19 protein-coding genes are annotated in these 22,508 nt (G+C 63.5%); 16 read left to right on the top strand and 3 right to left on the bottom strand.

The window, feature by feature from the left end; translation table 11 throughout:
* Positions 1-8 precede the first annotated feature (8 nt).
* The 3 genes from ON058_RS07730 to ON058_RS07720 are packed head-to-tail and all read right to left on the bottom strand — an operon-like array spanning position 9 to position 2,047.
* Positions 9-734 carry a serine protease gene (locus ON058_RS07730; RefSeq protein ID WP_274668473.1) on the bottom strand — a complete coding sequence of 242 codons (726 nt, stop codon included), beginning with the start codon at positions 732-734 and terminating at the stop codon, positions 9-11.
* Positions 731-1,681, bottom strand: coding sequence for a hypothetical protein (locus tag ON058_RS07725; RefSeq protein ID WP_274668472.1), 951 nt, complete (start codon positions 1,679-1,681; stop codon positions 731-733). The genes ON058_RS07730 and ON058_RS07725 overlap by 4 nt, the downstream gene beginning before the upstream one ends.
* Complete coding sequence (locus ON058_RS07720; protein ID WP_274668471.1) at positions 1,682-2,047, bottom strand: DUF1844 domain-containing protein; 366 nt, start codon at positions 2,045-2,047, stop codon at positions 1,682-1,684.
* Positions 2,048-2,247: 200 nt separating this feature from the next.
* On the opposite strand from ON058_RS07720, the gene infC reads away from it, so the two are divergent.
* The 16 genes from infC to ON058_RS07640 all read left to right on the top strand — a co-directional run bounded on the left by infC (position 2,248) and on the right by ON058_RS07640 (position 22,503).
* Complete coding sequence (gene infC / locus ON058_RS07715) at positions 2,248-2,901, top strand: translation initiation factor IF-3 (RefSeq protein WP_274668470.1); 654 nt, start codon at positions 2,248-2,250, stop codon at positions 2,899-2,901.
* 65 nt (positions 2,902-2,966) lie between these two features.
* Entirely contained in the window at positions 2,967-3,161 is a 195-nt protein-coding gene (gene rpmI / locus ON058_RS07710) for a 50S ribosomal protein L35 (protein WP_062072686.1), read from the top strand.
* Positions 3,162-3,187: 26 nt separating this feature from the next.
* Positions 3,188-3,568: a 50S ribosomal protein L20 gene (rplT, locus tag ON058_RS07705; protein WP_274668469.1), complete on the top strand. Its 381-nt coding sequence runs from the start codon at positions 3,188-3,190 to the stop codon at positions 3,566-3,568.
* Positions 3,569-3,579: 11 nt separating this feature from the next.
* Positions 3,580-4,431, top strand: coding sequence for an RNA methyltransferase (locus ON058_RS07700; RefSeq protein WP_274668468.1), 852 nt, complete (start codon positions 3,580-3,582; stop codon positions 4,429-4,431).
* Positions 4,432-4,534: 103 nt separating this feature from the next.
* The gene (locus ON058_RS07695; protein ID WP_274668467.1) at positions 4,535-6,145 is read left to right on the top strand and encodes a sensor domain-containing diguanylate cyclase; all 1,611 of its coding nucleotides are present in this window, start codon (positions 4,535-4,537) and stop codon (positions 6,143-6,145) included.
* 55 nt (positions 6,146-6,200) lie between these two features.
* The gene (locus ON058_RS07690) at positions 6,201-7,829 is read left to right on the top strand and encodes a diguanylate cyclase (RefSeq protein WP_274668466.1); all 1,629 of its coding nucleotides are present in this window, start codon (positions 6,201-6,203) and stop codon (positions 7,827-7,829) included.
* A gap of 33 nt (positions 7,830-7,862) precedes the next feature.
* Positions 7,863-8,315, top strand: a complete 453-nt coding sequence (locus ON058_RS07685) for a hypothetical protein (RefSeq protein ID WP_274668465.1) — start codon at positions 7,863-7,865, stop codon at positions 8,313-8,315.
* Between the two features lie 228 nt (positions 8,316-8,543).
* A complete protein-coding gene (locus ON058_RS07680) occupies positions 8,544-9,632 on the top strand; it encodes a phenylalanine--tRNA ligase subunit alpha (RefSeq protein ID WP_274668464.1) in 1,089 nt (362 codons plus the stop codon).
* Positions 9,633-9,634: 2 nt separating this feature from the next.
* Positions 9,635-12,238: a phenylalanine--tRNA ligase subunit beta gene (pheT, locus tag ON058_RS07675; protein WP_274668463.1), complete on the top strand. Its 2,604-nt coding sequence runs from the start codon at positions 9,635-9,637 to the stop codon at positions 12,236-12,238.
* 247 nt (positions 12,239-12,485) lie between these two features.
* Positions 12,486-12,971 (top strand): FBP domain-containing protein, encoded by a 486-nt coding sequence (locus ON058_RS07670; protein WP_274668462.1) that lies wholly within the window; start codon positions 12,486-12,488, stop codon positions 12,969-12,971.
* 291 nt (positions 12,972-13,262) lie between these two features.
* Entirely contained in the window at positions 13,263-14,825 is a 1,563-nt protein-coding gene (locus ON058_RS07665) for a DEAD/DEAH box helicase (protein ID WP_274668461.1), read from the top strand.
* A 170-nt stretch (positions 14,826-14,995) separates the two neighbouring features.
* Positions 14,996-15,694 carry a hypothetical protein gene (locus ON058_RS07660; protein WP_274668460.1) on the top strand — a complete coding sequence of 233 codons (699 nt, stop codon included), beginning with the start codon at positions 14,996-14,998 and terminating at the stop codon, positions 15,692-15,694.
* An 86-nt stretch (positions 15,695-15,780) separates the two neighbouring features.
* Complete coding sequence (locus ON058_RS07655; RefSeq protein WP_274668459.1) at positions 15,781-17,973, top strand: NTP transferase domain-containing protein; 2,193 nt, start codon at positions 15,781-15,783, stop codon at positions 17,971-17,973.
* Positions 17,974-18,063: 90 nt separating this feature from the next.
* Positions 18,064-20,478, top strand: a complete 2,415-nt coding sequence (locus tag ON058_RS07650) for a N,N'-diacetylchitobiose phosphorylase (RefSeq protein WP_274668458.1) — start codon at positions 18,064-18,066, stop codon at positions 20,476-20,478.
* 292 nt (positions 20,479-20,770) lie between these two features.
* On the top strand, positions 20,771-22,348 hold the full coding sequence (locus ON058_RS07645) for a sodium-dependent transporter (RefSeq protein WP_274668457.1): 1,578 nt from the start codon (positions 20,771-20,773) through the stop codon (positions 22,346-22,348).
* A complete protein-coding gene (locus ON058_RS07640) occupies positions 22,345-22,503 on the top strand; it encodes a methionine/alanine import family NSS transporter small subunit (RefSeq protein WP_274668456.1) in 159 nt (52 codons plus the stop codon). The genes ON058_RS07645 and ON058_RS07640 overlap by 4 nt, the downstream gene beginning before the upstream one ends.
* Positions 22,504-22,508: the final 5 nt, after the last annotated feature.

Raw genomic sequence — 22,508 nt, 5'->3', positions numbered from 1 at the left:
GTTGTCCGCTAGCAGCCGGTTGATTCAGGAACCAGAAGGCTCGGCTGTGCCAGCAAACTGTTCAGCGTGGAGACCGGCACAATAAAGCTCTGGTCCGCGTCGTTCTTGGCATAGACGACCCCCACGACTTCACCGTCGGCATTCAATACTGGTGACCCACTGGAACCGGGCTCCACCACTGCAGTAGTAGCGAGGACCGTGCCCACGGCGCCCCCAATGGGATCATCCGCTGGGCCCAGGATCACCCCGGCCGTGGTGGTGAGGCGACCCCCATTGGGGTATCCCACCACCGTGATGGCGTCACCTTCGACGGGGTCTTCCTCCGCGCGGACGGCAAATGCGCCGCCCAGGGACGCTGCCGTCGTGATGATGGCGATGTCTGCCACCGTCGTGACGGAGGCTGCTTCGACGTCGATGAGTCGCCCGTCGTGGGTCGACACCTGCAGGTTCTTTGCGTGATCCACGACATGCCTGTTCGTGACCAGCGTGAATGCGTCAAGTGCAAACCCCGTGCCGGTAGACACCCCCCGACATTCGATGTTGCGCACCCGCACCGTCATCCGCTGTGCGGCGTTGAATCCGTCCGGGGACAACGCCGCAGTATTGGTGTCGGGGTCCACCGTTGCTTCGGGAACCCAATCCGTGGGCAACGCCTCTGGCGCGGCCGGGAGCACAGCACAGCCGGATAGCGCGAGAACGGCGGCGAGACTGGCGGCAATCAGACGACGATTCATGGGGTGAACGCGTTCTGGAAGTTCTGAGTGGCGGTGTCCGCAGCGGCGCAGAGCTCCACCACACCGTCGGCATAGTCTTGCACTTGGTCCGCGTCGTACTCGTCCTCGGGGGCAGAGACGTACTCCACGAGGTTCTCAAGCCCGTCGATGCAACTGTTCAGCGACGCGGTGGCAGCCTGGCCCAGACTGAGTTGGTTCCCTTGTTGCTCGACGATCTGTTGGTTCCAAGCGTCGTTGTCGAGCGCATCGGCCTTCTCCGCGGACACATCGAGAAGCCTGGAGTTTGAAGCCGACAGTTGCTCTGACAGCAGCGCAACCTCGTTCTCCTTCTGCGTGACGATGAGCTGCTCCGCAGCGATCTGCTCGCCCAGGTCGTAGTTGGCTTGAGTGAGTTGATCTGAGTAGTCCTGCCACTCGCCGTTGACGGTCCACAGCCGCCAGCCCAAATACACGGAACCCGCGAGGAGAAGGAACAACACGATCGTGGTGACAATCCACGGGGTGCGACTCTTGGGAGGATAGATAGGTCTGATGACGGGAACCGCACCCGTGACAGGCATCGCGTCGCCCACGATGGGGATGGCGCCCGTTGCACGTACGCCTTGGATAGTGGGCGCAGTGATGGGGGCGATCTCCGCAGTGTCATCCGCGTCGGCATCATCCGCACGGGTGTCATCCGCGTCGAGCCCGTCTGCTTCGTCGGCGTCATCGGTATCCACGCCAGTAAAGACGGATGGCTGTGATGTTTCGTTGGGATCCGAGGATCCGCTCACGTGGTCTGTGGGAGTGGGGGGATCAGCCGAATCATCTGCGCCAGCGCTGTCCTCGCTTGAGCCCGCGCCCTCAACTCGCGCATCGCGCTCTTCGGCTGCTGTCTCCTCAGCGGGGTCGGTGACGTCGACGCCCGTGGCGTCTTCCGCATCGTCCTGGTGAGGAGTCTGACTCATCTAGCTCACTGCCCCCGTGTACTTCTCGCCCGGGCCCTCACCCGGTGCGTCCGGGAATACGGAAGCTTCCCGGAACGCCAACTGTACGCTCCGCAGACCGTCTCGCAGGGAGCGTGCATGGGTGTTGCCTAGATCGGGAGCGGCCGCGGTCACGAGGCCAGCGAGCGCGTTGATCAGCGCGCGTGCTTCATCCAAGTCCTTGTGCTCCTCACCCTCTTCAGCCAATCCACACCGCAAGGCGGCTGCGCTCAGTAGGTGAACGCTTACGGTGGTAATAAGTTCCGCGGCGCCTACTTCCGCAATATCGCGTGCGGCTGCGGCCGATGCGTCGGCGAGAGAGTCGGGGGAGGAGGTGGGCTGCGTCATCTGTTATCCTTGTGAGTCGACCGGTCGGGAACAAGTATCCCGGCGCGCAAGTGGAGTCCACCTCCCACCCTAGGTCCAGTTGTTGGGCCGGGGTCCCAGGTCACGGTGTGAACGTGCTTAATCGTACGGGTTCGCTGAGACTTGACGGTGGCCTTCGCTCGTGTTCGGGTGAGGGTCTTTTTTCTTGCCCGACGGCTACCGTGCAAACGTTCATCTTTGAAGGAGCCACCATCAACGAGCCCCGCATCAACGATCGCATCCGCGTTCCTGAGGTCCGCCTTGTCGGCCCCCAGGGCGAACAGGTCGGCATTGTCCGTATCGAGGATGCGCTCCGTCTGGCGCAGGAAGCCGAACTCGACCTGGTCGAGGTCGCTCCGAACTCGCGCCCGCCGGTCGTCAAGCTCATGGACTACGGAAAGTTCAAGTACGAGGCGGCCGTGAAGGCACGTGAGGCCCGGCGCAACCAGGCCAACACGGAAATCAAGGAGATGCGCTTCCGTCTCAAGATCGACGAGCATGACTATGAGACCAAGAAGGGCCACGTCATCCGCTTCCTCAAGGGCGGCGACAAGGTCAAGGTCACGATCATGTTCCGCGGTCGTGAGCAGTCGCGTCCTGAGATGGGCCGCCGCTTGCTGATGAAGCTGGCGGATGAACTTCAGGACTACGGAGTCGTCGAAAATGCACCCTCGCAGGAGGGGCGCAACATGTCGCTCGTCTTGGGCCCGCTGAAGAAGAAGGCGGAAGCCAAGGAAGAGCAGCGCCAGGCGCGTGAAGCGGCGAAGGCCGCGGCCGTCGCCGAGCGTGAAGAGCGTGCGGCCACTAAGGCCGCCAAGAAGTCGTCCGGCGAGTAGTCGGTTTAAGACGCGTCCGACGCCCACACCAGCGGCGGAGGACCTGATGTCAAGGAAGGGCAGTCATGCCGAAGAACAAGACCCACTCGGGCGCCAAGAAGCGCTTCAAGCTCACTGGCACCGGCAAGGTGAAGCACGCTCACGCCATGAACGTGCACAAGTTCGAGGAGAAGACCTCCTCGCGTAAGCGCCGCGTCGCCGGTGCGGCGATCCTGTCGGACGCCGACTCGAAGAAGATCAAGAAGCTGCTGGGCGAGTAACGCCCGTTTAACGCAAGGAGTAAGACATGGCACGCGTCAAGCGGGCAGTAAACGCCCAGAAGAAGCGCCGCAGCACCCTCGAGCGGGCCGCTGGTTACCGCGGTCAGCGCTCGCGCCTTTACCGCAAGGCTAAGGAGCAGGTCACCCACTCTATGGTGTACGCCTACGGCGACCGCCGTAAGCGCAAGGGTGACTTCCGCAAGCTGTGGATCCAGCGCATCAACGCCGCAGCTCGCGCGAACGGCATGACCTACAACCGCTTTATCCAGGGCCTGAAGGCTGCTGAGATTGAGGTTGACCGTCGCATGCTGGCTGAACTCGCTGTGAACGACGAGGCTGCATTCGCCGCCCTCGTGGAGACCGCCAAGAAGGCGCTCCCCGCGGACGTGAACGCGCCCGCCGCGTAAGCGATACAGGTATGACAGGACGCCCCGCAGGAACGTACGACCTCCAGCTCTCCTTGACTAACGTCAAGGCGGAGCGCGTGAAGAAGGTCGCCGCTCTTGCGGGGCGTTCTGCGCGTTCCCGGGCAGGCGCATTGTTGGTGGAAGGGCCGCAGTCAGTGCGTGAAGCGGTGCACTACGCCGTGGAACGTGTGCGGGACCTCTACGTCACTGAGGCTGCCCTGGACCGCTATCGTGACGTAGCCGAAGCCGCACTTGCCGCAGATCGCTACGTTCACGTGGGCACCCCTGAGGTGCTGGACGCCATGAGTTCTGATGCTCAGGGCATCGTGGCGGTGATGGACGACTCGGGCGTTTCGCTCGACGATGTGATCGCTGCCAAGCCGCGCCTTGTTGCGGTGTTGAGCAACGTGAGAGACCCCGGCAATGCGGGCACGGTCATCCGTGCCGCTGATGCTGCGGGTGCCGATGCCGTGGTGCTCGCTGGCCAATGCGTTGACATCTCAAACCCCAAGGTGGTGCGAGCTACCGCAGGAAGCCTGTTCCACCTGCCAGTGGTCCGTTCCTTGCCTTTCGAGGATGCTCTGGGTGCACTGTCTCAGGCTGGCCTGCAGGTGTGGGCGGCTGACGGTTCCGGTGAGGCGACGTTGGGAGACGGCGCTGCTGACGCTTCGGCGATGTCTGCTCCGACAGCGTGGGTCTTCGGCAATGAGGCCTGGGGCTTTAGCGAAGATGAGTTGTCGCTCGTGGACTCGGTGGTGCGGATCCCCATCTATGGACGTGCTGAGAGCTTGAATCTCGCGACTGCCGCCAGTGTCTGCCTGTACGCCTCGGCCCAGGCGCAGCACCACTCCGAGAGGGACTAAAGTCCCACTGCGGTGGCGCTGGGCGTGTGACGAACCGCGCATTGTGATAACGCTCACACCCCAACTGTGACCGCCTGGTAGGTTTCTCTGCCTAACGTGGAATGTGGCACACCGATGGGTCGAAATGTTCCCCGCTTCTGGGCGGGGCTTTCGTGTTGCCCTCGTAGTGGTCTTGGTGATCCTGGGGATCCTGGTCACGTCCGTTGCCGCAGGCGCTGTAGTCCTCAGCAAGTACACCGAGCGTGCGCAGTTGCAGACCCTGGAGTACGTAGGTGAGTTGACCGCGGAAAAGGTGCGTCACTTTGCTCACTCTGGGCAGCACACTCTTGAATCCACCGTCGATCAGATCGAGGCGGCCGACCACGGCACCCCGGACGTGTTCACCCAAGTGGGCCGCACTCTGTACAGCCAGTTGTCCCAGACGCCGGAACTACAGTCGATCACAATTGCGTGGCGCGATGGGTCGTACTACAAGGTCTCGCGGATTCCTGGCTCGACAAAGTACTCGGTGACACACCATTGGGGGGACGAGGGAACGGTCGCGTACCACGCCACGTACAGCCAGTTCTGGAGTCTGATTTCCTCGAAGCGTTTTGTCTCGAGTTACGACGTCCTGGACGAAGAGTGGTACCGCATCGCCTCGTATCACACGCCGGTGGTGTGGCAGGAGCCGGAGATCAGCACAGATCTCGAGTCAACGGTGGTGATGGCGTCGCAGGCTGCACGGGATGACCTGCGCAACATCCTCGCGGTGGTCTCAGTCGAGGTCGACACTTCCCAGTTGTCCGAGGCGCTCGATGAGGTTCCGTATGGCGAAGGTGCGGAGGCCTACGTTGTTGCGAACGGGGGCGCGATCGTCGCCACCCAATCGGACTCGTCGTATGACCTCGACCAATGGATTGCTGATAACTCTGCCGTGGCATGCACGTCTGACCTAGGCATCACGATCGCGGACACCGCGCTTGAGTCGGGGGAGACACGCGCCACCATCAGCCCCGCGGGCGTCGTACTCGACGTTGGAGTCGATGAATCCACAGGCTTGCCATGGCAGATCCACATTGAGGCGTCACACAAAGCGGTATCGGACGGCCTTGACAGTGTCCAAAAGACGCTGGTGTGGCTTGCGATCGGCACGGTGGTCGCGGGTTCTGTTGCAGGCCTCTTGCTCTGGTTCATGCGTGGGCCGCTCGTGCGCCTTCAGAAGGCTGCGTCGACGGATCCACTGACAGGTCTGCCGAACCGTCGCAAGCTCGACGAACTCGCCAAGCCGATGCTGGCATTGGCTCACACGCGCGGCGCAGTGGTCGCGGGGGGAGTCCTCGACCTCGACAACTTCAAGTTGCTGAATGATGAATGCGGGCACGACTCTGGTGACGCTGCACTTGTCGCGGTGGGGAAGGCGCTCCAGGAAGGGACGCGTGCCACGGACGTGGTAGCCCGACTCGGCGGAGACGAGTTTGCGTTCCTGCTCGCTGTGGATTCGCCCGAGCAGGCCGTGGCAAGCGCCCAGCGTCTTCGCGAACGTTTGGTGGAGCGCATGCACAGGGACGTGCCGGGTTCGAGCATGGTGGGCGTGACCATCGGCTTGTCAGTCGATACTGCAGGTACTGACTCGGTTGAGGACTTGCTGCTCGCGGCGGATGAGATCCTGGTTGCAGGGAAGGCCCAGTGCAAAGGGTGTGTTCACGGTCCTGTGGCGCCTGCTGTGTCGTGAGTGATTCCACACGCCATCTGGCCTGGTGTCAGGCGTGATGTGCGTAGGGTGAAGTATGAGCATCAAGCGCAGGTGGCGGCTGACAAAGTCACGTGGGTACCTGCTTGCGCTTGTGCTGATCGCATCGATTGCGGTCGTCCAAGGCGCTGCCACGGTGTTCTTTGCGGTTGCTGCTGACCGCCAACTGGAACGCGCGGCGCAAGACACCTACTCGTATGTAGGGGACCTCACCCTTGAACGGGTCGCGCGCTATGCAGACCTGGCTGAGAGCGCAGTTGTCACGACAGCGCTGCAAATGACACGAGGCAGTGAAACCCCTGATGATGTCGAGCTGGTGGGAGCGATGTACCAGCGAATGCTTGCGCTCCCGGACGTGCGCGCCATGTATGTGGGCTGGCCCGATGGTCGCGTCGCTCTGATCCAACGGGACGGGGGCGGGTATCTGTCTCGCTACAGCTCTGAGCCAGGGGAAGTCACGTCTCAGCGGTTCGACGCGTTGCTGTCGCCGTTGACTGACCCGGAAGTGATCGAAACGGATTACGACCCTCGTACGCGGCCCTGGTATGAGGCTGGGATTGCAAGTCGCACGGTCGAGTGGACTGACCCCTACGTGGATTTCATTGGGCGTGATCCCTTAGTTTCTGTTGCGATCGCGGCACGCGAAACACCGAGTTCTGATCCCATCGCGGTGATCGGCGCAGACCTCAGTCTGGACACCTTGGGCGATGTGCTTGACGACCTGCCCGTAGGCGCGGGAGCGGAGGCCTTCGTACTGTCAGAGGACTCCCAACTGATCGCGGTTCCTTCCGAGTACACCGCCGCGATGATGGAGTGGGTGGTCGAGTCTGGTCAGACTCCCCATGCGGCTGACCTGGGGATTGATGTGGACCCACCGCCGCCAGGGCGGGACCAGACCCGCTTCACGGTGGACGGCGACCAACTGATCTTGGACCAGACTTTTCCCGCAGACGACAACGTGGATTGGTACATCCATATGGCATCCGACGACGCCGCGTTGTCCTCAGGACTGGGGGACACCCGCAATCAGTTGGCGTGGATTGCCGCGTACTCTCTGCTGGCAACGATCCTCGCGGCGGTCCTGGTGTGGCGAGTACGCCGGCCGCTCAAGCGGCTGCGCGAAAACGCGGTGCGCGATGATCTGACAGGTCTGGTGAAACGTTCGGAGTTCCGGGCGCGCGCGTCGCGCCTGATGGACCGGGCCTCCGAGCATGGCGACGCTGTCGTGATCACAGCGCTCGACCTGGACAACTTCAAAGCACTGAACGACACCGCAGGACACGAGGAAGGCGACAAAGCGCTCGTCGCCGCCGCAACTGCGATGCGTGCGTCGACGCGTGGCCGTGACGTTGCTTCACGGTTCGGAGGCGACGAGTTCGTGATGGCGCACAGTATCCGCCACCGCGACGACGCATGGGGACTGGTTGAACGTCTCCGGGATGCCGTGGAGTCCGCCGCGCGATCGGTATCACCGGCAGCGTCCTCGGTGGGGGTGACCGCGGGATTTGCGGTGATCGAGCCGGGCGAACGGGGCGAGTTAGAAGATTTGTTGACGCTGGCCGATGCTCGCTTGGTCGAGGGGAAACGCACCACCAAGGGTCGTGTGTACGGCGACGGTAGCGCAGCATCGGACCTGCACCAGGACCGTCACTCAGACGAAACATGACGTTGGTACCTTCTCAGCAGAAAGTAGGTAGCAATGACAAACGAACTCGCGGACCTCAGTCTTCCAGGCGCTCGCGGCACCACCCAGGTTCAAGGAGCACAAGGGATCTTCTACAAGGTGCTGCTCAACGGTGAGCCTGTGTCTCGCCGCAAGGGAGCATGGCCCATTCCTGCGAAGGGCGGCGAGACCGAACTCCGTGCGCGGGGCCTGCTTCCGGGCTTCCAGACCCTGTGGTGGAACGGCACGGAGGTCTACCGCTTTGGTGCCCACGCATCGGTCCTTGAGAAAGTGGTGATGTTCGCGCCGCTTCTTCTGACGCTGAGTCTGACCTTGGTCGGATTGTTCTTGGGCCTCGTGTTGTTCTTTGTCTCGGTACTGGTCGTGAAGAACGTCGCCATGCCCAAGCCGCTGCGGATCGCGCTGCCGCTGGTCAATACGGTCGCCGGAGGAGTCATCGTTGCGGTACTGGGTGGCCTCCTGGGGTGATGTGCCCGAGCGGTATGCTGGGCGTATGAGCATCAGCGACCGCCCCGCAGCCAATGCGCAGCGTGTTCGCATGGTGGGGGAGTCGGGAGCGCCGTTGCGCCCTGCACCTTCGCCCTTTATGTAGCCCGGAGAGACCCTCCGGGCTTCGCTTGTGGCCGGGCCCGCGTACGCGCCTGCCTGCGCCGGTAGACTTCCGCACGGAACCAGAACTCATCCTGGAAAGAAGCTATGACTGAGCTCTCACCCCTCGACGCAGCAGGCGTCGACGCGGCCGTGGAGGCCGCCCTCGTGGACATTGCCGCCGCGAGCACACTAGACGAACTGAAGGAAGCGCGTCTGGCTCACACCGGAGACAAGGCGCCCCTGACGTTGGCGAACCGCCTCATCGGGTCGGTCGAACCACAAGACAAAGCCACCGCGGGTAAGACCATGGGTGCGGCGCGTGGACGTCTCAACAAGGCGCTCCAGGCACGTCAAGAGGTCCTTGAAGCCGAACGTGACGCACGCGTGCTCGTCGAAGAGACCGTCGACGTCACCCTCCCCGTCAACCGTGCCCTCGTGGGTGCCCGGCATCCACTCGAGTCGATGCAGGAACGCATGTGCGACACGTTCGTCGCCATGGGGTGGGAAGTGGCCGAAGGTCCGGAGATGGAAGCGGAGTGGTTCAACTTCGACGCCCTCAACTTTGACCCCGATCACCCAGCGCGCGAGATGCAGGACACGTTCTTCATTGACCCGCCCGAGGCCGGCCTGCTGCTGCGCACGCACACCTCGCCCGTGCAGGTACGTGCCGCGCTGGAGCGCCGCGACGCACTCGTGAATGAGGGCCGCGGCATCTACGTGGTGTGTCCCGGAAAGACCTTCCGTACGGATGAGTTGGACGCCACGCACACACCGGTGTTCCACCAGATCGAGGGCCTCGCCGTCGACAAGGGCCTCACCATGGCGCACCTGAAGGGCACCTTGGACGCGTTCGCCCGGTCACTGTTCGGCCCCGAAGCCGTGACGCGACTGCGGCCATCGTTCTTCCCCTTCACCGAACCCAGCGCGGAAATGGACCTGCGCTGCTTCGTTTGCGGTGGTACGGACTCCGGTTGCCGGACCTGCTCAGGAACCGGCTGGATTGAGTGGGGCGGCTGCGGGATGACGCACCCCAATGTCTTGCGTGCCGCAGGCATTGATCCCGATGAGTACACGGCGTTCGCCTTCGGTATGGGCATTGAGCGCACGCTCATGTTCCGCCACGGTGTCAAGGACATGCGCGACATGGTTGAGGGCGACATTCGCTTCTCCCAGCAGTTCGGAATGGAGATCTAGACGTGCCCAAGATTCCACTCAAGTGGTTGCAAGAGTCCGTCGACCTGGTCGAGGGTCACACCGCTGACGATGTCGCTGCCGCGCTCGCCAAGGTTGGCCTGGAAGAAGAAGGCATCGAGGGCGGCGGCGTTTCGGGCCCGCTCGTTATTGGCCGCGTGATGACGCTCGTCAAGGAAGTTGCTTCCAACGGCAAGACGGTGAACTACTGCCGTGTTGACGTAGGGGAGCACAACGATCCTGCTGGCCCAGGGCACAAGCCTGACAACAAGGAGGAATACCCGGCCTCCAAGGGCATCGTGTGCGGTGCCCACAACTTCCACGAAGGCGACTTTGTGGTGTGCATCCTTCCCGGTGGAGTACTGCCAGGTGACTTCCACATCGGTGGACGCAAAACATACGGGCACTGGTCTGACGGCATGATCTGCTCGTCGAAGGAACTCGGACTAGGTGAGGACCACGACGGCATCATCGTGCTGGCGTCGCCGTCAGGCGAGTCCCAGGTCACGTTCCCCGATCTGGTGAGCGAAGCTGACCTGGTGCCCGGAGCATCGGCCATTTCCCTGTTGGGTCTGGACGAGTCCACCCTGGAAATCAACGTGACCCCAGACCGCGGCTACAGCTTCTCCGTGCGCGGTGTCGCACGTGAGTACAGCCACTCCACGGGCCAGGAGTTCCGGGACCCGGCTGACGTTGCGGTCACCGGAACTGCGGGCGATGGCTTCGCTGTGGCGATCGAGGACCAGGCACCTGTGCGTGACCGTGTGGGCTGCGACCGGTTTGTGGCGCGCCGACTGCGGGGCTTCGACGCCACTGCTGAGGCCCCTGCGTGGATGAAGCGACGCCTGGACCAGGCCGGCATGCGCCCCATCTCGCTGGCGGTGGATGTCACCAACTATGTGATGCTCGAACTGGGTCAGCCGCTGCACGCCTACGATCTGGGCACGCTGACGGAGCCGATCGTAGTCCGTCGCGCCAATGCCGGTGAGAAGCTCACCACCTTGGACGATGCGACGCGTGAGTTGTCGACAGAAGACCTGCTGATCACAGATTCCGTCGGTGGCCACGGTGCTCGTCCCATTGGCCTGGCCGGTGTGATGGGTGGCGCGGAGACTGAGGTCTCTGACTCGACCACCGACATCCTGTTGGAGGCCGCTCACTTTGACCCCATCACGATTGCGCGCACCGCACGCCGTCACAAGCTGGGCTCGGAAGCATCGCGTCGTTTCGAGCGTGGAGTCGACACGCGGTTGCAGGTCGCTGCAGTCGAGCGTGCTCTGGGGTTGATGCAGGAGTTCGGCGGCGGCGAGATCGAGGACGTGTACACGGATCTCGACACGGTTGTGGCGCCTCAGCCGATCGCGATGGATATCGCGTTCCCGTCCACGATTGTGGGCGTCGAGTACAGCCCAGATGAGGTTGTGGCAGCGCTCGAAGAGGTGGGCTGCGTGGTGGACCGCGACTACGAGTCGCTGCTGGTCACGCCGCCGACGTGGCGTCCCGACATCGAAACTCCCGTCAACTTGGTGGAAGAAGTGGCGCGTCTGCGCGGCTACGACAACCTGCCATCCGTGCTTCCGGTAGCGCCCCCGGGACGTGGCCTGACCCACGGGCAGCGAGTGCGCCGTGCGGTGGCGCGCACCCTTGCCGAATCAGGCATGACTGAGGTGCTCACATATCCGTTCATCGCGGAGTCCCGCCTCGATGAGTTGGGGATTCCGGACGTTGACCCCCGCCGCGACGTGGTGCGGTTGGCGAACCCGCTGTCTGCGGAGCAGCCGCTCATGCGCACCACGATGCTCGCGTCGCTGGTCGATGCCGTCAAGGTCAACTTGGGCCGCGGCGAACAGGACATCGCCGTATACGAGTTGGGACGTGCCTACCAGGCAAGTTCCATCGGCGACGTGCATGTGGCCGACCTCTCGGATGGTCGTATCACTCCGGAAGAGATCACTCGCTTGAACGAGGCCCTCCCCGGTCAGAAGCGACGGGTGGGCGGCATCATGGCCGGCAACCGGGTGCGTGCGGGCTGGAACGGCCACGCCAGTGCCTGGGGTTGGGCCGATGCTTTGGCCGCTGTGGAACGCGTGGTGCGTGCCACTGGGGTTGAGGTCACGGTTACTCAGGGTGCGCGGATGCCGTGGCACCCGGGTCGCGGAGCCACGTACTGGTTGCATGGAGGCGAGTTCGTGGGCCACGCGGGTGAGCTTCACCCCAAGGTCTGCGAGACGCTGGGCCTGCCGGCCCGTTCCGTGGCCTTCGAGGTGGTGCTCGACCCGCTGATCGACGAGGGTGAGGGTGCCATTTCGCGTGCTGTCCCCGTGTCGCAGCAGGTGGTCGCGAAGGAAGACTTCGCGTTCGTGGTGGCGGCCGATGTCGCTGCTGGCGATCTCGTTGCGGCTGTACGCGCCGCCGGGGGAGACGTCGTGGAAGACGCCACAGTCTTTGACGTCTACGAAGGCGAACAGATTGGCGAAGGACTCAAGTCCGTTGCCGTCAACGTGCGTCTGCGTGCCGCCGACCACACCCTGTCTGGCGACGAGGTGCTCGCGGTGCGCGAGGCGATCATTGCGGCGGCTGCTGAAGGCTTCGGGGCGCAGCTGCGGTAGACCGAGTTCACGCTGTGCTCACCAGGGGCGGGCGACGGGGCGACCTGTCGCCCGCCCCTGTCTGTGTGCGCCGCGCCGTATAGTGGCTGTCATGAGTCATCTGGAGGTGGTCGGCGCGCGTTGCGCCGCTATCACGTCGTAACGCCCCGGGCCGCGCACACGTCGCGGCCTTCAGCATCGACCCCAAAACCTCCACCCGCGCGGCGACAATGAATGCTGCGCTGGATCATTTCCGAAAGTGACTCACATGCAACCCCTCACGGAGAACGAACTCCGCGCGTCCTTCATCAACGCGTCCCGCAAAGAGGTCTCGGACCTCTCCCTCCCACCCAACTTCGACAGCCTGGACTGGGGGCGGCTCGACTATTTAGGTTGGCGAGATACCAAGTTCGACAACCGGGCCTACGCAGTAGTTCCGGGGCTCGATGGTGACACCGTCACCGGCATCATGTTCCGCCATCCTGGCTCGCGGCCGGGCAAGCGAGCCCAATGTGCCTGGTGCCAGGACATCACTTTGAACAGCGATGTGGTGCTGTACGCCGCCAAACGGTCCGGCAAGGCAGGGCGCAACGGCGACACGGTCGGCACGCTCCTGTGCGAAGACTTCGAGTGCTCGCGGAACGTCAGGAAGCCCTTGACTGCTTGGTACGAGGGTTTTGATGTTGACGCTGCCCGCCAAGAACAGATCGACGGCCTCCACCTGCGGATGAGCGCCTTCGCCGCCGAGCTATAGCCGCCTGGCACACCGCGCTGGCGAGAGGGCCTGCTAAACTTGTGGTCGTGCAAGACCCCAGTGGGTTTGCATGCGTCGCAGATTGCTTCTCCTTCTCGCCAGCGCAGCGGCCCTCGTGGCCAGCCCTCTAGGGCAGTAGCGCAAGGCTCGTAGAAATCCTCTCTTCGGCGAACGAACGCGTCAACCTTCGCGCTTCGCCACCACAGCCGGTGCCGTGACATTCACGGACTACAACTGTGCGCTGCCATCCGGCGGCGTGTCCGGCGCAAACCACGGAAAGACCCCACTCACGTGACTCAGACTTTCGCCGATCTCGGCGTGCCCGCAACACTCGTACGCAACCTCGAGCGTGACGGCAAAACCACTCCGTTCCCCATCCAGGCCAGCACTCTGCCCCAGACCCTCGCAGGACGCGACGTTCTGGGCCGCGGCAAGACCGGTTCCGGCAAGACGCTCGCGTTCTCACTGCCCGTCGTCGCACGCATCGGCGCCAAAAACCCTGGTGGTAAGCCCGGCCGCACCGCTCCAGGCCGACCCAAGGCGCTCATCCTTGCGCCCACGCGAGAACTCGCGACGCAGATCGACGCCGTCATCTCGCCGCTCGCCTCAGACCTCAACCTCACCACCACCACCATTTTTGGTGGCGTCAGCCAGCACCGTCAGGAAGTGGCGCTGCGCCGCGGCGTCGACATCGTCGTGGCGTGCCCCGGCCGACTCGAGGATCTCATGGGCCAGGGCATCGTCTCCCTCGACGACGTCCAGATCACCGTCCTGGACGAGGCCGACCACATGGCGGACCTGGGCTTCTTGCCCGGCGTGACCCGCATCATGAACGCCACCCCCAAGGACGGACAGCGTCTGCTCTTCTCCGCCACCCTCGACAACGGGGTGGACACGATCGTCAAGCGCTTCATGACGGACCCGTCCACCCACTCGGTTGACAGCGCCGAAAGCCCCGTTGAAGCGATGACGCACCACGTGTTCCACCTAGCCGGTGCAGACGCCAAGAAGGACGTTCTTCGTGCTCTCGCGTCCGGTACTGGGCGGCGCGTGCTGTTCACCCGGACCAAGCATCACGCCAAGCGCATGGCCAAGCAGCTCACCAGCGACGGTATCCCGGCAGTCGACCTGCACGGCAACCTGTCGCAGAATGCGCGTGACCGCAACCTTGCGGCATTCGCCTCGGGTGACGTCAAGGTGCTGGTCGCGACCGACGTCGCCGCACGTGGTGTGCACGTCGACGGTGTGGAACTGGTGGTGCACGTGGACCCGCCCGCCGAACACAAGGCGTACCTGCACCGCTCGGGCCGCACCGCGCGTGCCGGCTCCGAAGGCGACGTGGTGACGTTGGTTCTGCCCGAACAGCGCCGCGACACCGCACAGTTGCTGCGTCGCGCAAAGATTGACGTGACGCCCCAACAGGTCACGGCTACGTCCGATGCCGTTGTCACGCTGGTCGGAGAGGTCGCGCCTCACGTGGCACCTGTCGCTACCAGTGAGCGTCCGCAGCAGCGTCGCGGCAACGGTCGTGGACGCAGCGGTGCACGCCGCACCAACGAACAGAGCCACGACGGCGAGCGCCGGAACGCAGGCCGTGACCGCAACCGTGACAGCGGGCGTGGGACTGCTCAGCCTGGTGCTCGCAAGTCTTCCAACGGCCACAAGAACGACGCCGGAACCCGGGGAGAGGCACCCCGTCGGGGTGCCGGCGTGTCAGCCGCACGCCAGGGGAGCGGACGCAGCGGGAACGGCCGGGGCCGCGGACACTCCAACGCGGGTCGCTCCGGAGGCGGCCAGCGTTCAGCCGCAGACTTCAGCGCGAAGTCCGGTGGAGCACGCCGCCGCAGCCGCTAGCGTTCCACTCGCTTGTAGGGCCATGGGTGTCACTTCTGTGCCAGCCATGGCCCTGCGGCACCGAGTGCGGGAGGGGCAGACGCGCCGCGCCCGCCATCGGTGCGAGGCACACCTGTCCGACTACCATTCATGCAGACCGCCGGCGGAGGCGCACTAGTCGAGGGGGAGTCATGGGTCACATCCACGAGCACAACGACGACTCGTCGCGCGCGCCAGACCCGCACTCCGCAAGGGACGCAGACGCTCCGCTCCCTCCCACGCACGAGGACATCGTCCGGTGGCGGTGGGCAAGCGCCTCGCGTTGGCTCATGGGAATCGCTGTCGTGTGCGTGGCGGTGGGCTTGATCTACTTCTTCAATGGCCTCACAGTGCCGCACGCCGAAGCAACGGTGGCGTTGGATAGCAAGGCGCTGAACCCGGACTCAATGGCGGAGGGGGACCTCAAAGAAATCTCGGGTAGCGCCACGTTCCGGTTCTGGGGCGTGGACTCCATGGCGGACCGGTGGGGGCTGCGCCTGGGCGTGCTGGCGACATGGTTTGCCGCTGCGTTCGGGACGTTCGCCCTCAGCAGGCTCTTCCGCGCGCGCTCCCTTGGACGTCACTTCACTCATGGACACATGGCGGGCCCGTGGCGTCTCGCGTCAGCAGCAGCGCTGTGGGCGGGCCTCGTCCTTCCGGCAGCGATCTGGGCTCAGGGCTACCTGCTATTGAGCTATGCCGGACACCCCAAAGGAATGGCGCCGATGCTGGAACTGGGGTGGCCGTGGATCGTGCTGGCAGCGGTGTGTTGGGCTATCTCAGGAGGGCACCGGACAGCCAAACGTGGACATGCGGACGAATCGTTGCCCGACCCCGGCCCTGTGGCCTAGGCGATGTCACTATTTGCAGATAGAGTTTCCTCAGGAGTTAGGCAGGTTTCCTAACAAACAACGTTGCCGAGTTGAGGAGCACACCGATGGCCACCGCAACTGAATCTCAGTTTGCCAAGCCCGTAACCGCAGCAGTCGTACTAGCAGCAGGCGCAGATGACGCCTCGCGTCAGCTTCTCAGCGAGAGCCTGAGCGACTCGACCGTCGCGGAGCTGGCGCTCGCGAACGTGCGTTCCGTCGTTCCCGCCAGCCACATCGTGGTGGTGACTGCTGCAGGAGACGAGGCGCTCCGTGAGCGCCTCGGCGCCGACCTCACCTACGTCACCCAGGCACAGCCCGTCGGTACGGTCGACGCGGTGCTCGCTGCACGCGAAGCAATCCCCGCCGATGCAGAAGCGCTACTCGTCACTTACGCTGATACGCCGCTGCTGCGCACCGACTCCTTGCGAGGCCTGCTGAACCGTCACCACTTGGCGGGCGCAGACTTCTCTCTGCTGACCGCGGTCATCGACCAGCCACTGCCGTACGGTCGCATCGAACGTGACGATAGCGACAAGGTCTCCGGCATCGTCGAGCCTGAGGACCTCGGTGCAGAGGACGCACTGCTGCACGAAATCAACGTGGGTTCCTACGTCGCTGCCCCCGCGCGCTTGTTCAGCCAGATCGACGCGCTTGCGGCGGAAGGCGAGCACCGCCTCACCGAGGTTGCCCGCAAGTTCATCAAGGACGGCGCAGAAGTCACGACCTATCGCGGGCTTGACCCCGACGAGGTCCAGGGCATCAACACGCCGGAAGAACTCCAGCAGGCAGCCGACATCGTTTTGAAGCGCCTGTTCATGCCTAAGAAGGACACCGACACCACCATCAAGTTCGGTACCGGCGGCTGGCGTGCAGTGATTGGTGAGGGCTACACGCTGGGCAATCTTCGTCGCCTCTGCCAAGCCATCGCCAACGAGGCAACCCGCCAGGGGATCGAGCACAAGGGTGTCGTCATCGGCGGCGACCGCCGCTTCCTTTCCCGCGAGTCCGCAGAAGCGGCAGCGGAGGTCTTCGCCGGCAACAACATCCCGGTGATCTTGCTGCCGGATGACGTTCCCACACCGCTAGTGACGTTTGCCGCTCCCTACACGGGGTCCGCCTACGGCGTGATCATCACCTCCAGCCACAACCCGCCGGAGTGGAACGGTGTGAAGGTATTCCGTGCAGACGGCTCGCTGCCCCTCGACGAAGAAACCGACCGTTACCAGGACGAAGCGAACGCACTTTCCGTGGACGAGGTCATCTCACTCGACCTCGCGCTGGCCCGCAAGGCCGGCATGGTCGTCGACAAGCCCCTGACCGACCCCTACGTCGATGCCATCGAGAAGATCATCGACGTGGACGCAGTTCGCGGCTCCGACCTTCGCGTCATCGTGGACCCCATGTACGGCACGAGCCAGCTCACGCTTGGCACCATCCTGTCGGACATGCGTGTCCGTGCCGAGTTCATCCACGCCTCGCACAACCCGCTGTTCGGCGGTATCGCTCCGGCTCCCGACTTGCAGCGCTTGTCGAGCCTGATCAACATCATTAAGAAGTCCGATGGTGATTTTGACCTCGGTATGGCCACCGACGGCGACTCCGACCGCATCGGCATCGTCGACGAAACCGGCGAGTACATCTCGACCAACGACCTGTTGCTGCTCCTGTACTGGTACCTCCACGAGGTCCGCGGTGAGAAGGGCGGCGTGGTCCGCAACCTCGCAACGACGCACCTGCTCGACCGTCTCGCTGCTCACTTCGGCGAGGAATCCCGCGAATGCAAGGTGGGCTTCAAGCACGTCACCGCCGGCATGGAAGACATCGACGCGGTCCTGGGTGGAGAGTCCTCCGGAGGCCTCACCGTGCGCGGTTGGATCCTCGGTAAGGACGGTATCTTCGCCTGTGCGCTCGTGGCAGAGATGCTCGCCCGCACCGGTAAGAAGATCTCGGAACTGCGCGAAATGATCTACGAGATCACCGGCCGCCTCTACACGGAGGAAGCGGGCGTGCCCGCCACGCCAGAAATGCGCGTCGCCGTACCCCGCCGTCTTGAAGCAGACCCCCTCACGCACATCGGTCCGTACCCGGTGGAATCCATCTCCCACCTGGACGGCACCAAGATCGTGCTCGAAAACGACAACTGGGCGCTCCTGCGCTTCTCCGGCACCGAGCCGGTCCTGCGCATGTTCGTCGAAGCCGACAGCCCAGAAAAGGCCACGGAACTGATGGACTGGCTCAAGGGATTCGTGACCGCGTAAGCGGGTCCACGCCCCCCCACGCCATCGCATCGGCCCGTCCCCGACCACGACACCACCTCCCACCGCAACAGAAACGGAAACCGCCACCCCATGCAGTACGGTCACTTCGACACCGAGAATGACGAATACGTCATCACCCGTCCAGATGTACCGGTCTCCTGGACCAACTACCTGGGCACCAAGAACATGTGCACGGTGCTGTCCCACAACGGCGGCGGCTACTCGTACTACAAGTCTTCGCAGTACGGCCGCATCTCCCGCTTCCGCCAGAACGGCGTTCCGCTGGACCGTCCCGGCCACTACGTCTACGTACGCGACAACGAAGACGGCGACTACTGGTCGTCGGCATGGCAGCCCGTGGGCAAGCCCTTCGAGGGCGAAGGTGCAGCCAAGTACACGACCGCGCACGGCCTGGGTTACACCCGTTTCGAGTCCAGCTACCGCGACATCGACACCTCGCACACCATCTTCATCCCGCTCGATGACGATGTTGAACTGTGGGATGTCCGCGTCACCAACAACTCGGACAAGGTCCGCGAACTGACTGTCGGCTCGTACGTGGAGTTCTCCTTCCACACCATCACGATCGACAACCAGAACCTGCAGATGTCGCTCTACGCGTCGGGATCCTCCTACGAAGACGGCATCATCGAATACGACTTCTACTACGAGCCCTGGACCTTCCACTACTTCTGCTCGTCGGAGACCCCGTCGTCGTACGACTCGCTGCGCGACAACTTCATTGGCCCCTACCGCGACGAGCGCAACCCCATCGCGATCGAGCGCGGTCACGGCTCCAACGAGTCCGCAACCACCCAGAACCACTGCGGTTCACTCCAGCACGTCATCACCCTGCAGCCCGGCGAAACCAAGCGCCTGGTGTACATGCTGGGTTACGGCTCGCGCGATGAGGCCGCCCGCCCCATCCAGGCCAAGTACTCGGACGTTGAAACCGTCGACGCTGAGTTCTCACGCCTGGGTCAGTACTGGAAGAACAAGCAGGACAAGCAGCGCATCAAGACGCCTCACGAGGGCATGAACACCATGATCAACTCGTGGACCCTGCTCCAGGCAGAAACCTGTGTGGTGTGGTCGCGCTTCGCCTCCTTCGTTGAGGTCGGTGGACGTACTGGACTCGGTTACCGTGACACCGCTCAGGACGTCATGAGCGTGATCCACACCAACCCCACCAAGACCCGTCAGCGCATCGTCGAACTGCTACGCGCTCAGGTCTCCAGCGGCTACGGCATTCACCTGTTCGAGCCCAAGGCCTTCGACCCGGACGCAGAGAAGCTGCCTGACGTTCCCTCGCCCACCATCGTGCCCACGCCGTCCATGGATGACCTCATCCACGGACTTGAGGACACCTGCTCGGACGACCACCTGTGGCTGGTGCCCTCGATCGTCGAGTTCGTGAAGGAAACCGGCGACTACGGTTTCCTGGACCAGGTCATCCCCTTCGCCGATGGTAAGGACGCGACTGTCTACGAGCACCTCAAGGCTGCGCTGGACTTCTCTGCAGAGCAGATCGGTCAGAACGGTGTGGCTCTGGGTCTGCGCGCGGACTGGAACGACTGCCTTAACCTCGGTGGCGGTGAGACCTCGCTGGTCACGTTCCTGCACGCGTGGGCAATCGGCGCGTTCCTCGAAGTCGCTGAGTACCGCGGCGACGACGACGCGATCGCGAAGTACTCCGCCGAGCGTGAGCGCATCGCCAAGGTTGCCGACGAGCAGCTATGGGATGGCGACTGGTGGATCCGCGGTTACACCCGCGACGGTGTGAAGATCGGTTCGAACGAGAACAAGGAAGGCAAGATCTTCCTCGAGCACCAGGCATGGCCGGTCATCGCTGGCATCACCTCGCAGGAGCGCGGTGAAGCCTCCATGGACTCGGTGCGCAAGCACCTCGGCTCCGAGTACGGCAACCACCTGAACTGGCCTGCCTTCACGGAGATTGACGACACCGTCGGCTTCGTGACTCGTGTGTACCCGGGCATCAAGGAAAACGCCGCGATCTTCTCCCACCCGAACGCCTGGCCCATCATCGCGGAAGCGATGCTGGGACGCGGCGACGAGGCAGTCGAGTTCTACGACGCGATCCTGCCCTACAACCACAACGACAACATCGAAGTGCGTGGCGCTGAGCCCTACGCCTACGTCCAGTTCTTGTACGGACGCGACCACGAGTGGTTCGGTAAGGCGCAGAATCCGTGGCTGACCGGAACCGCCGGCTGGATGTACACCGCCGCAACCAAGTACATCTTGGGTATCCGCACCTCCTTCGACGGTCTGGTCGTTGACCCGTCCATCCCGAAGGACTGGGACGGCTTCGAGGTCCGTCGTGAATGGCGTGGCGCCGTGTACAACATCGAGGTCAAGAACCCCTCGCACGTGTCGAAGGGTGTCGTCTCGGTGACGGTTGATGGCGTTGAGGTTGACGCCGCTGCACCCATCCCGGTTCAGCCCGAGGGTGCTGACGTTGCCGTCGTGGTGACGCTCGGCTAACGCTTTCTCCTACGCATCGGCCCTCTCCACCCGCCTGGGTGGGGAGGGCCGATGTGCGTTGAGGGGAGAGCGACGTGGTTCCGCTAGTCGTGGGCTCACCGTCTGCATCGCGTCACCCGGCGTAGGCGGGCGCGAGCGCGATACCGTAGTGCCAGTTGAGCGAATCTGGCCTGGTGCCGCCCGTATCGACAGCAGTGTGGCTTCACAGCGACGTGGAGTAGCAAGGTCCGGGTGAGGTCAGCGCGCTTGCGGGTCGGCTACCTATGTAGCCCGGAGGAAGGCGAGGCCGCACGTGAGTGACCATAACCAACCGCGCGAGTCATGGTCGGGGCAGACTGCGTTCATTCTTGCGGCGGTGGGATCAGCCGTTGGCTTGGGCAACATCTGGCGTTTCCCCGGGGAGGCGTACGACAACGGTGGCGGCGCCTTCATGATTCCGTACCTCGTCGCGCTGATCACTGCTGGAATCCCCATCTTGTTCCTCGATCACGCCTTGGGGCATCGTTTCCGCGGCTCATCACCGCTGGCGCTGAAGCGTGCTGCTCGTGGGGGAGAGATGGTGGGCTGGTGGCATGTGGCGGTGTGTTTCATCATCGGCTTGTACTACACCGTCATCATCGCGTGGGCGTTGTCGTACTTCGTCTTCAGCTTCAACCTCGACTATGCCGACGACCCCTCGGGCTTCTTCACTGGCGAGTATCTGCGCACCGCCGAGGCCGGCTTCAGCTTGGACTTTGTGCCCGCGGTCCTCATCCCGCTCGCCGTGATCTGGATTGTCACCATCGCCGTGCTGGCGATGGGGGTGACGCGAGGAATCGAACGGCTCAACGTCATTGCGATCCCGCTGCTGATCGTGACGTTCAGCATCTTGGTCGTGAGAGCGTTGTTCCTGGACGGGGCCGCTGACGGCCTCAACGCTCTGTTCACCCCCGATTTCACGGCGCTGACGGATCCTGGGGTGTGGGTGGCCGCCTACGGCCAGATCTTCTTCTCGCTCTCCATCGCCTACGGCATCATGATCACCTATGCCTCGTACCGCAAACGTCGCGCCAACGTGACGTCCCCTGCGCTGGTAGTGGCGTTTGGTAACTCGTCGTTCGAACTTCTTGCCGGCATCGGCGTGTTCTCGACGATTGGTTTCCTGGCGTTCCAGCAAGGAGTCGACATCTCGGAGATGGAAGGCCTCGCGGGAATCACGCTGTCCTTCATCACGTTCCCAGCGGTCATCGCGGAGATGCCCGGGGGAGCGTTCTTCGGGGCGTTGTTCTTCGGTTCGCTACTCCTCGCCGGCTTGACGTCTCTGGTGTCCGTACTCCAGACCGTGCTGGCGGCGTTTGAGGACAAGTTCGGGTGGCGTCCGCAGCGGGCCGCCGTGTGGATCTGTGTGCCCATGGCGGTGATATCGCTCGTGGGTTTCGGGACTACGACGGGGCTGTACCTGTTGGACACCATGGATCAGTGGTCCAACCAGTTGGGAATCGTGGGTGGAGCGTTCCTGATGGTCGTGGCGGTGTTGTGGTTCGGTCGTCGGGGCGACGAACTGGCCCGCCACCTGTCCGCGGTCTCAACACTCAAGGTGGGCAAGGTGTGGCTTGCGGCAACGTCGTTGGTGGCAGTGCTGTTGGTCTACATGTTCGTCGACAAGATTGTGGTGTTGATCCGCGATGGCTACGGTGGCCTGCCGGACTGGTATGTCGTGGTGTTCGGATGGGGCACGCTGGCGTTCATAGCCGTGGTGGCGTTGGTGATGCCTGCGGTTCGGTGGGTTCGTGACCCGCACGACTATGAGGCATGGCCGAGCAGAGAACAACTGGGGTTGGAGCCGGACGCCCGTCACGCGTCGCCACGGCAGGAAGGTGGCCGCTCATGAGTGCCCAGGCCGTGATCTTGATGATTGTGTCGATGGTGGTGATTTGGGGTGGACTCGCGGCGTCGATCGTTTTCCTTGCGCGTATGCCAGAAAGGGAGGATCTCCCCGACGGCGGTCACGACGACCTGGGGAGTCCTCCCGTGTCTGACACGTAAGCTGC

Source organism: Demequina sp. B12, assembly GCF_028823635.1.
Classification (GTDB): Bacteria; Actinomycetota; Actinomycetes; order Actinomycetales; family Demequinaceae; genus Demequina.
The sequence above is the reverse complement of the archived record's forward strand: the minus strand, read 5'-3'. Positions and strand labels throughout refer to the sequence as shown.

Coding starts and splice junctions, on each gene's coding strand:
- ON058_RS07680 (WP_274668464.1), top strand. CDS start 8,544: ATGACTGAGCTCTCACCCCTCGACGCAGCAGGCGTCGACGCGGCCGTG.
- ON058_RS07655 (WP_274668459.1), top strand. CDS start 15,781: ATGGCCACCGCAACTGAATCTCAGTTTGCCAAGCCCGTAACCGCAGCA.
- ON058_RS07660 (WP_274668460.1), top strand. CDS start 14,996: ATGGGTCACATCCACGAGCACAACGACGACTCGTCGCGCGCGCCAGAC.
- ON058_RS07720 (WP_274668471.1), bottom strand. CDS start 2,047: ATGACGCAGCCCACCTCCTCCCCCGACTCTCTCGCCGACGCATCGGCC.
- rplT (WP_274668469.1), top strand. CDS start 3,188: ATGGCACGCGTCAAGCGGGCAGTAAACGCCCAGAAGAAGCGCCGCAGC.
- rpmI (WP_062072686.1), top strand. CDS start 2,967: ATGCCGAAGAACAAGACCCACTCGGGCGCCAAGAAGCGCTTCAAGCTC.
- ON058_RS07640 (WP_274668456.1), top strand. CDS start 22,345: ATGAGTGCCCAGGCCGTGATCTTGATGATTGTGTCGATGGTGGTGATT.
- ON058_RS07670 (WP_274668462.1), top strand. CDS start 12,486: ATGCAACCCCTCACGGAGAACGAACTCCGCGCGTCCTTCATCAACGCG.
- ON058_RS07685 (WP_274668465.1), top strand. CDS start 7,863: ATGACAAACGAACTCGCGGACCTCAGTCTTCCAGGCGCTCGCGGCACC.
- ON058_RS07700 (WP_274668468.1), top strand. CDS start 3,580: ATGACAGGACGCCCCGCAGGAACGTACGACCTCCAGCTCTCCTTGACT.
- ON058_RS07725 (WP_274668472.1), bottom strand. CDS start 1,681: ATGAGTCAGACTCCTCACCAGGACGATGCGGAAGACGCCACGGGCGTC.
- ON058_RS07690 (WP_274668466.1), top strand. CDS start 6,201: ATGAGCATCAAGCGCAGGTGGCGGCTGACAAAGTCACGTGGGTACCTG.
- ON058_RS07730 (WP_274668473.1), bottom strand. CDS start 734: ATGAATCGTCGTCTGATTGCCGCCAGTCTCGCCGCCGTTCTCGCGCTA.
- ON058_RS07650 (WP_274668458.1), top strand. CDS start 18,064: ATGCAGTACGGTCACTTCGACACCGAGAATGACGAATACGTCATCACC.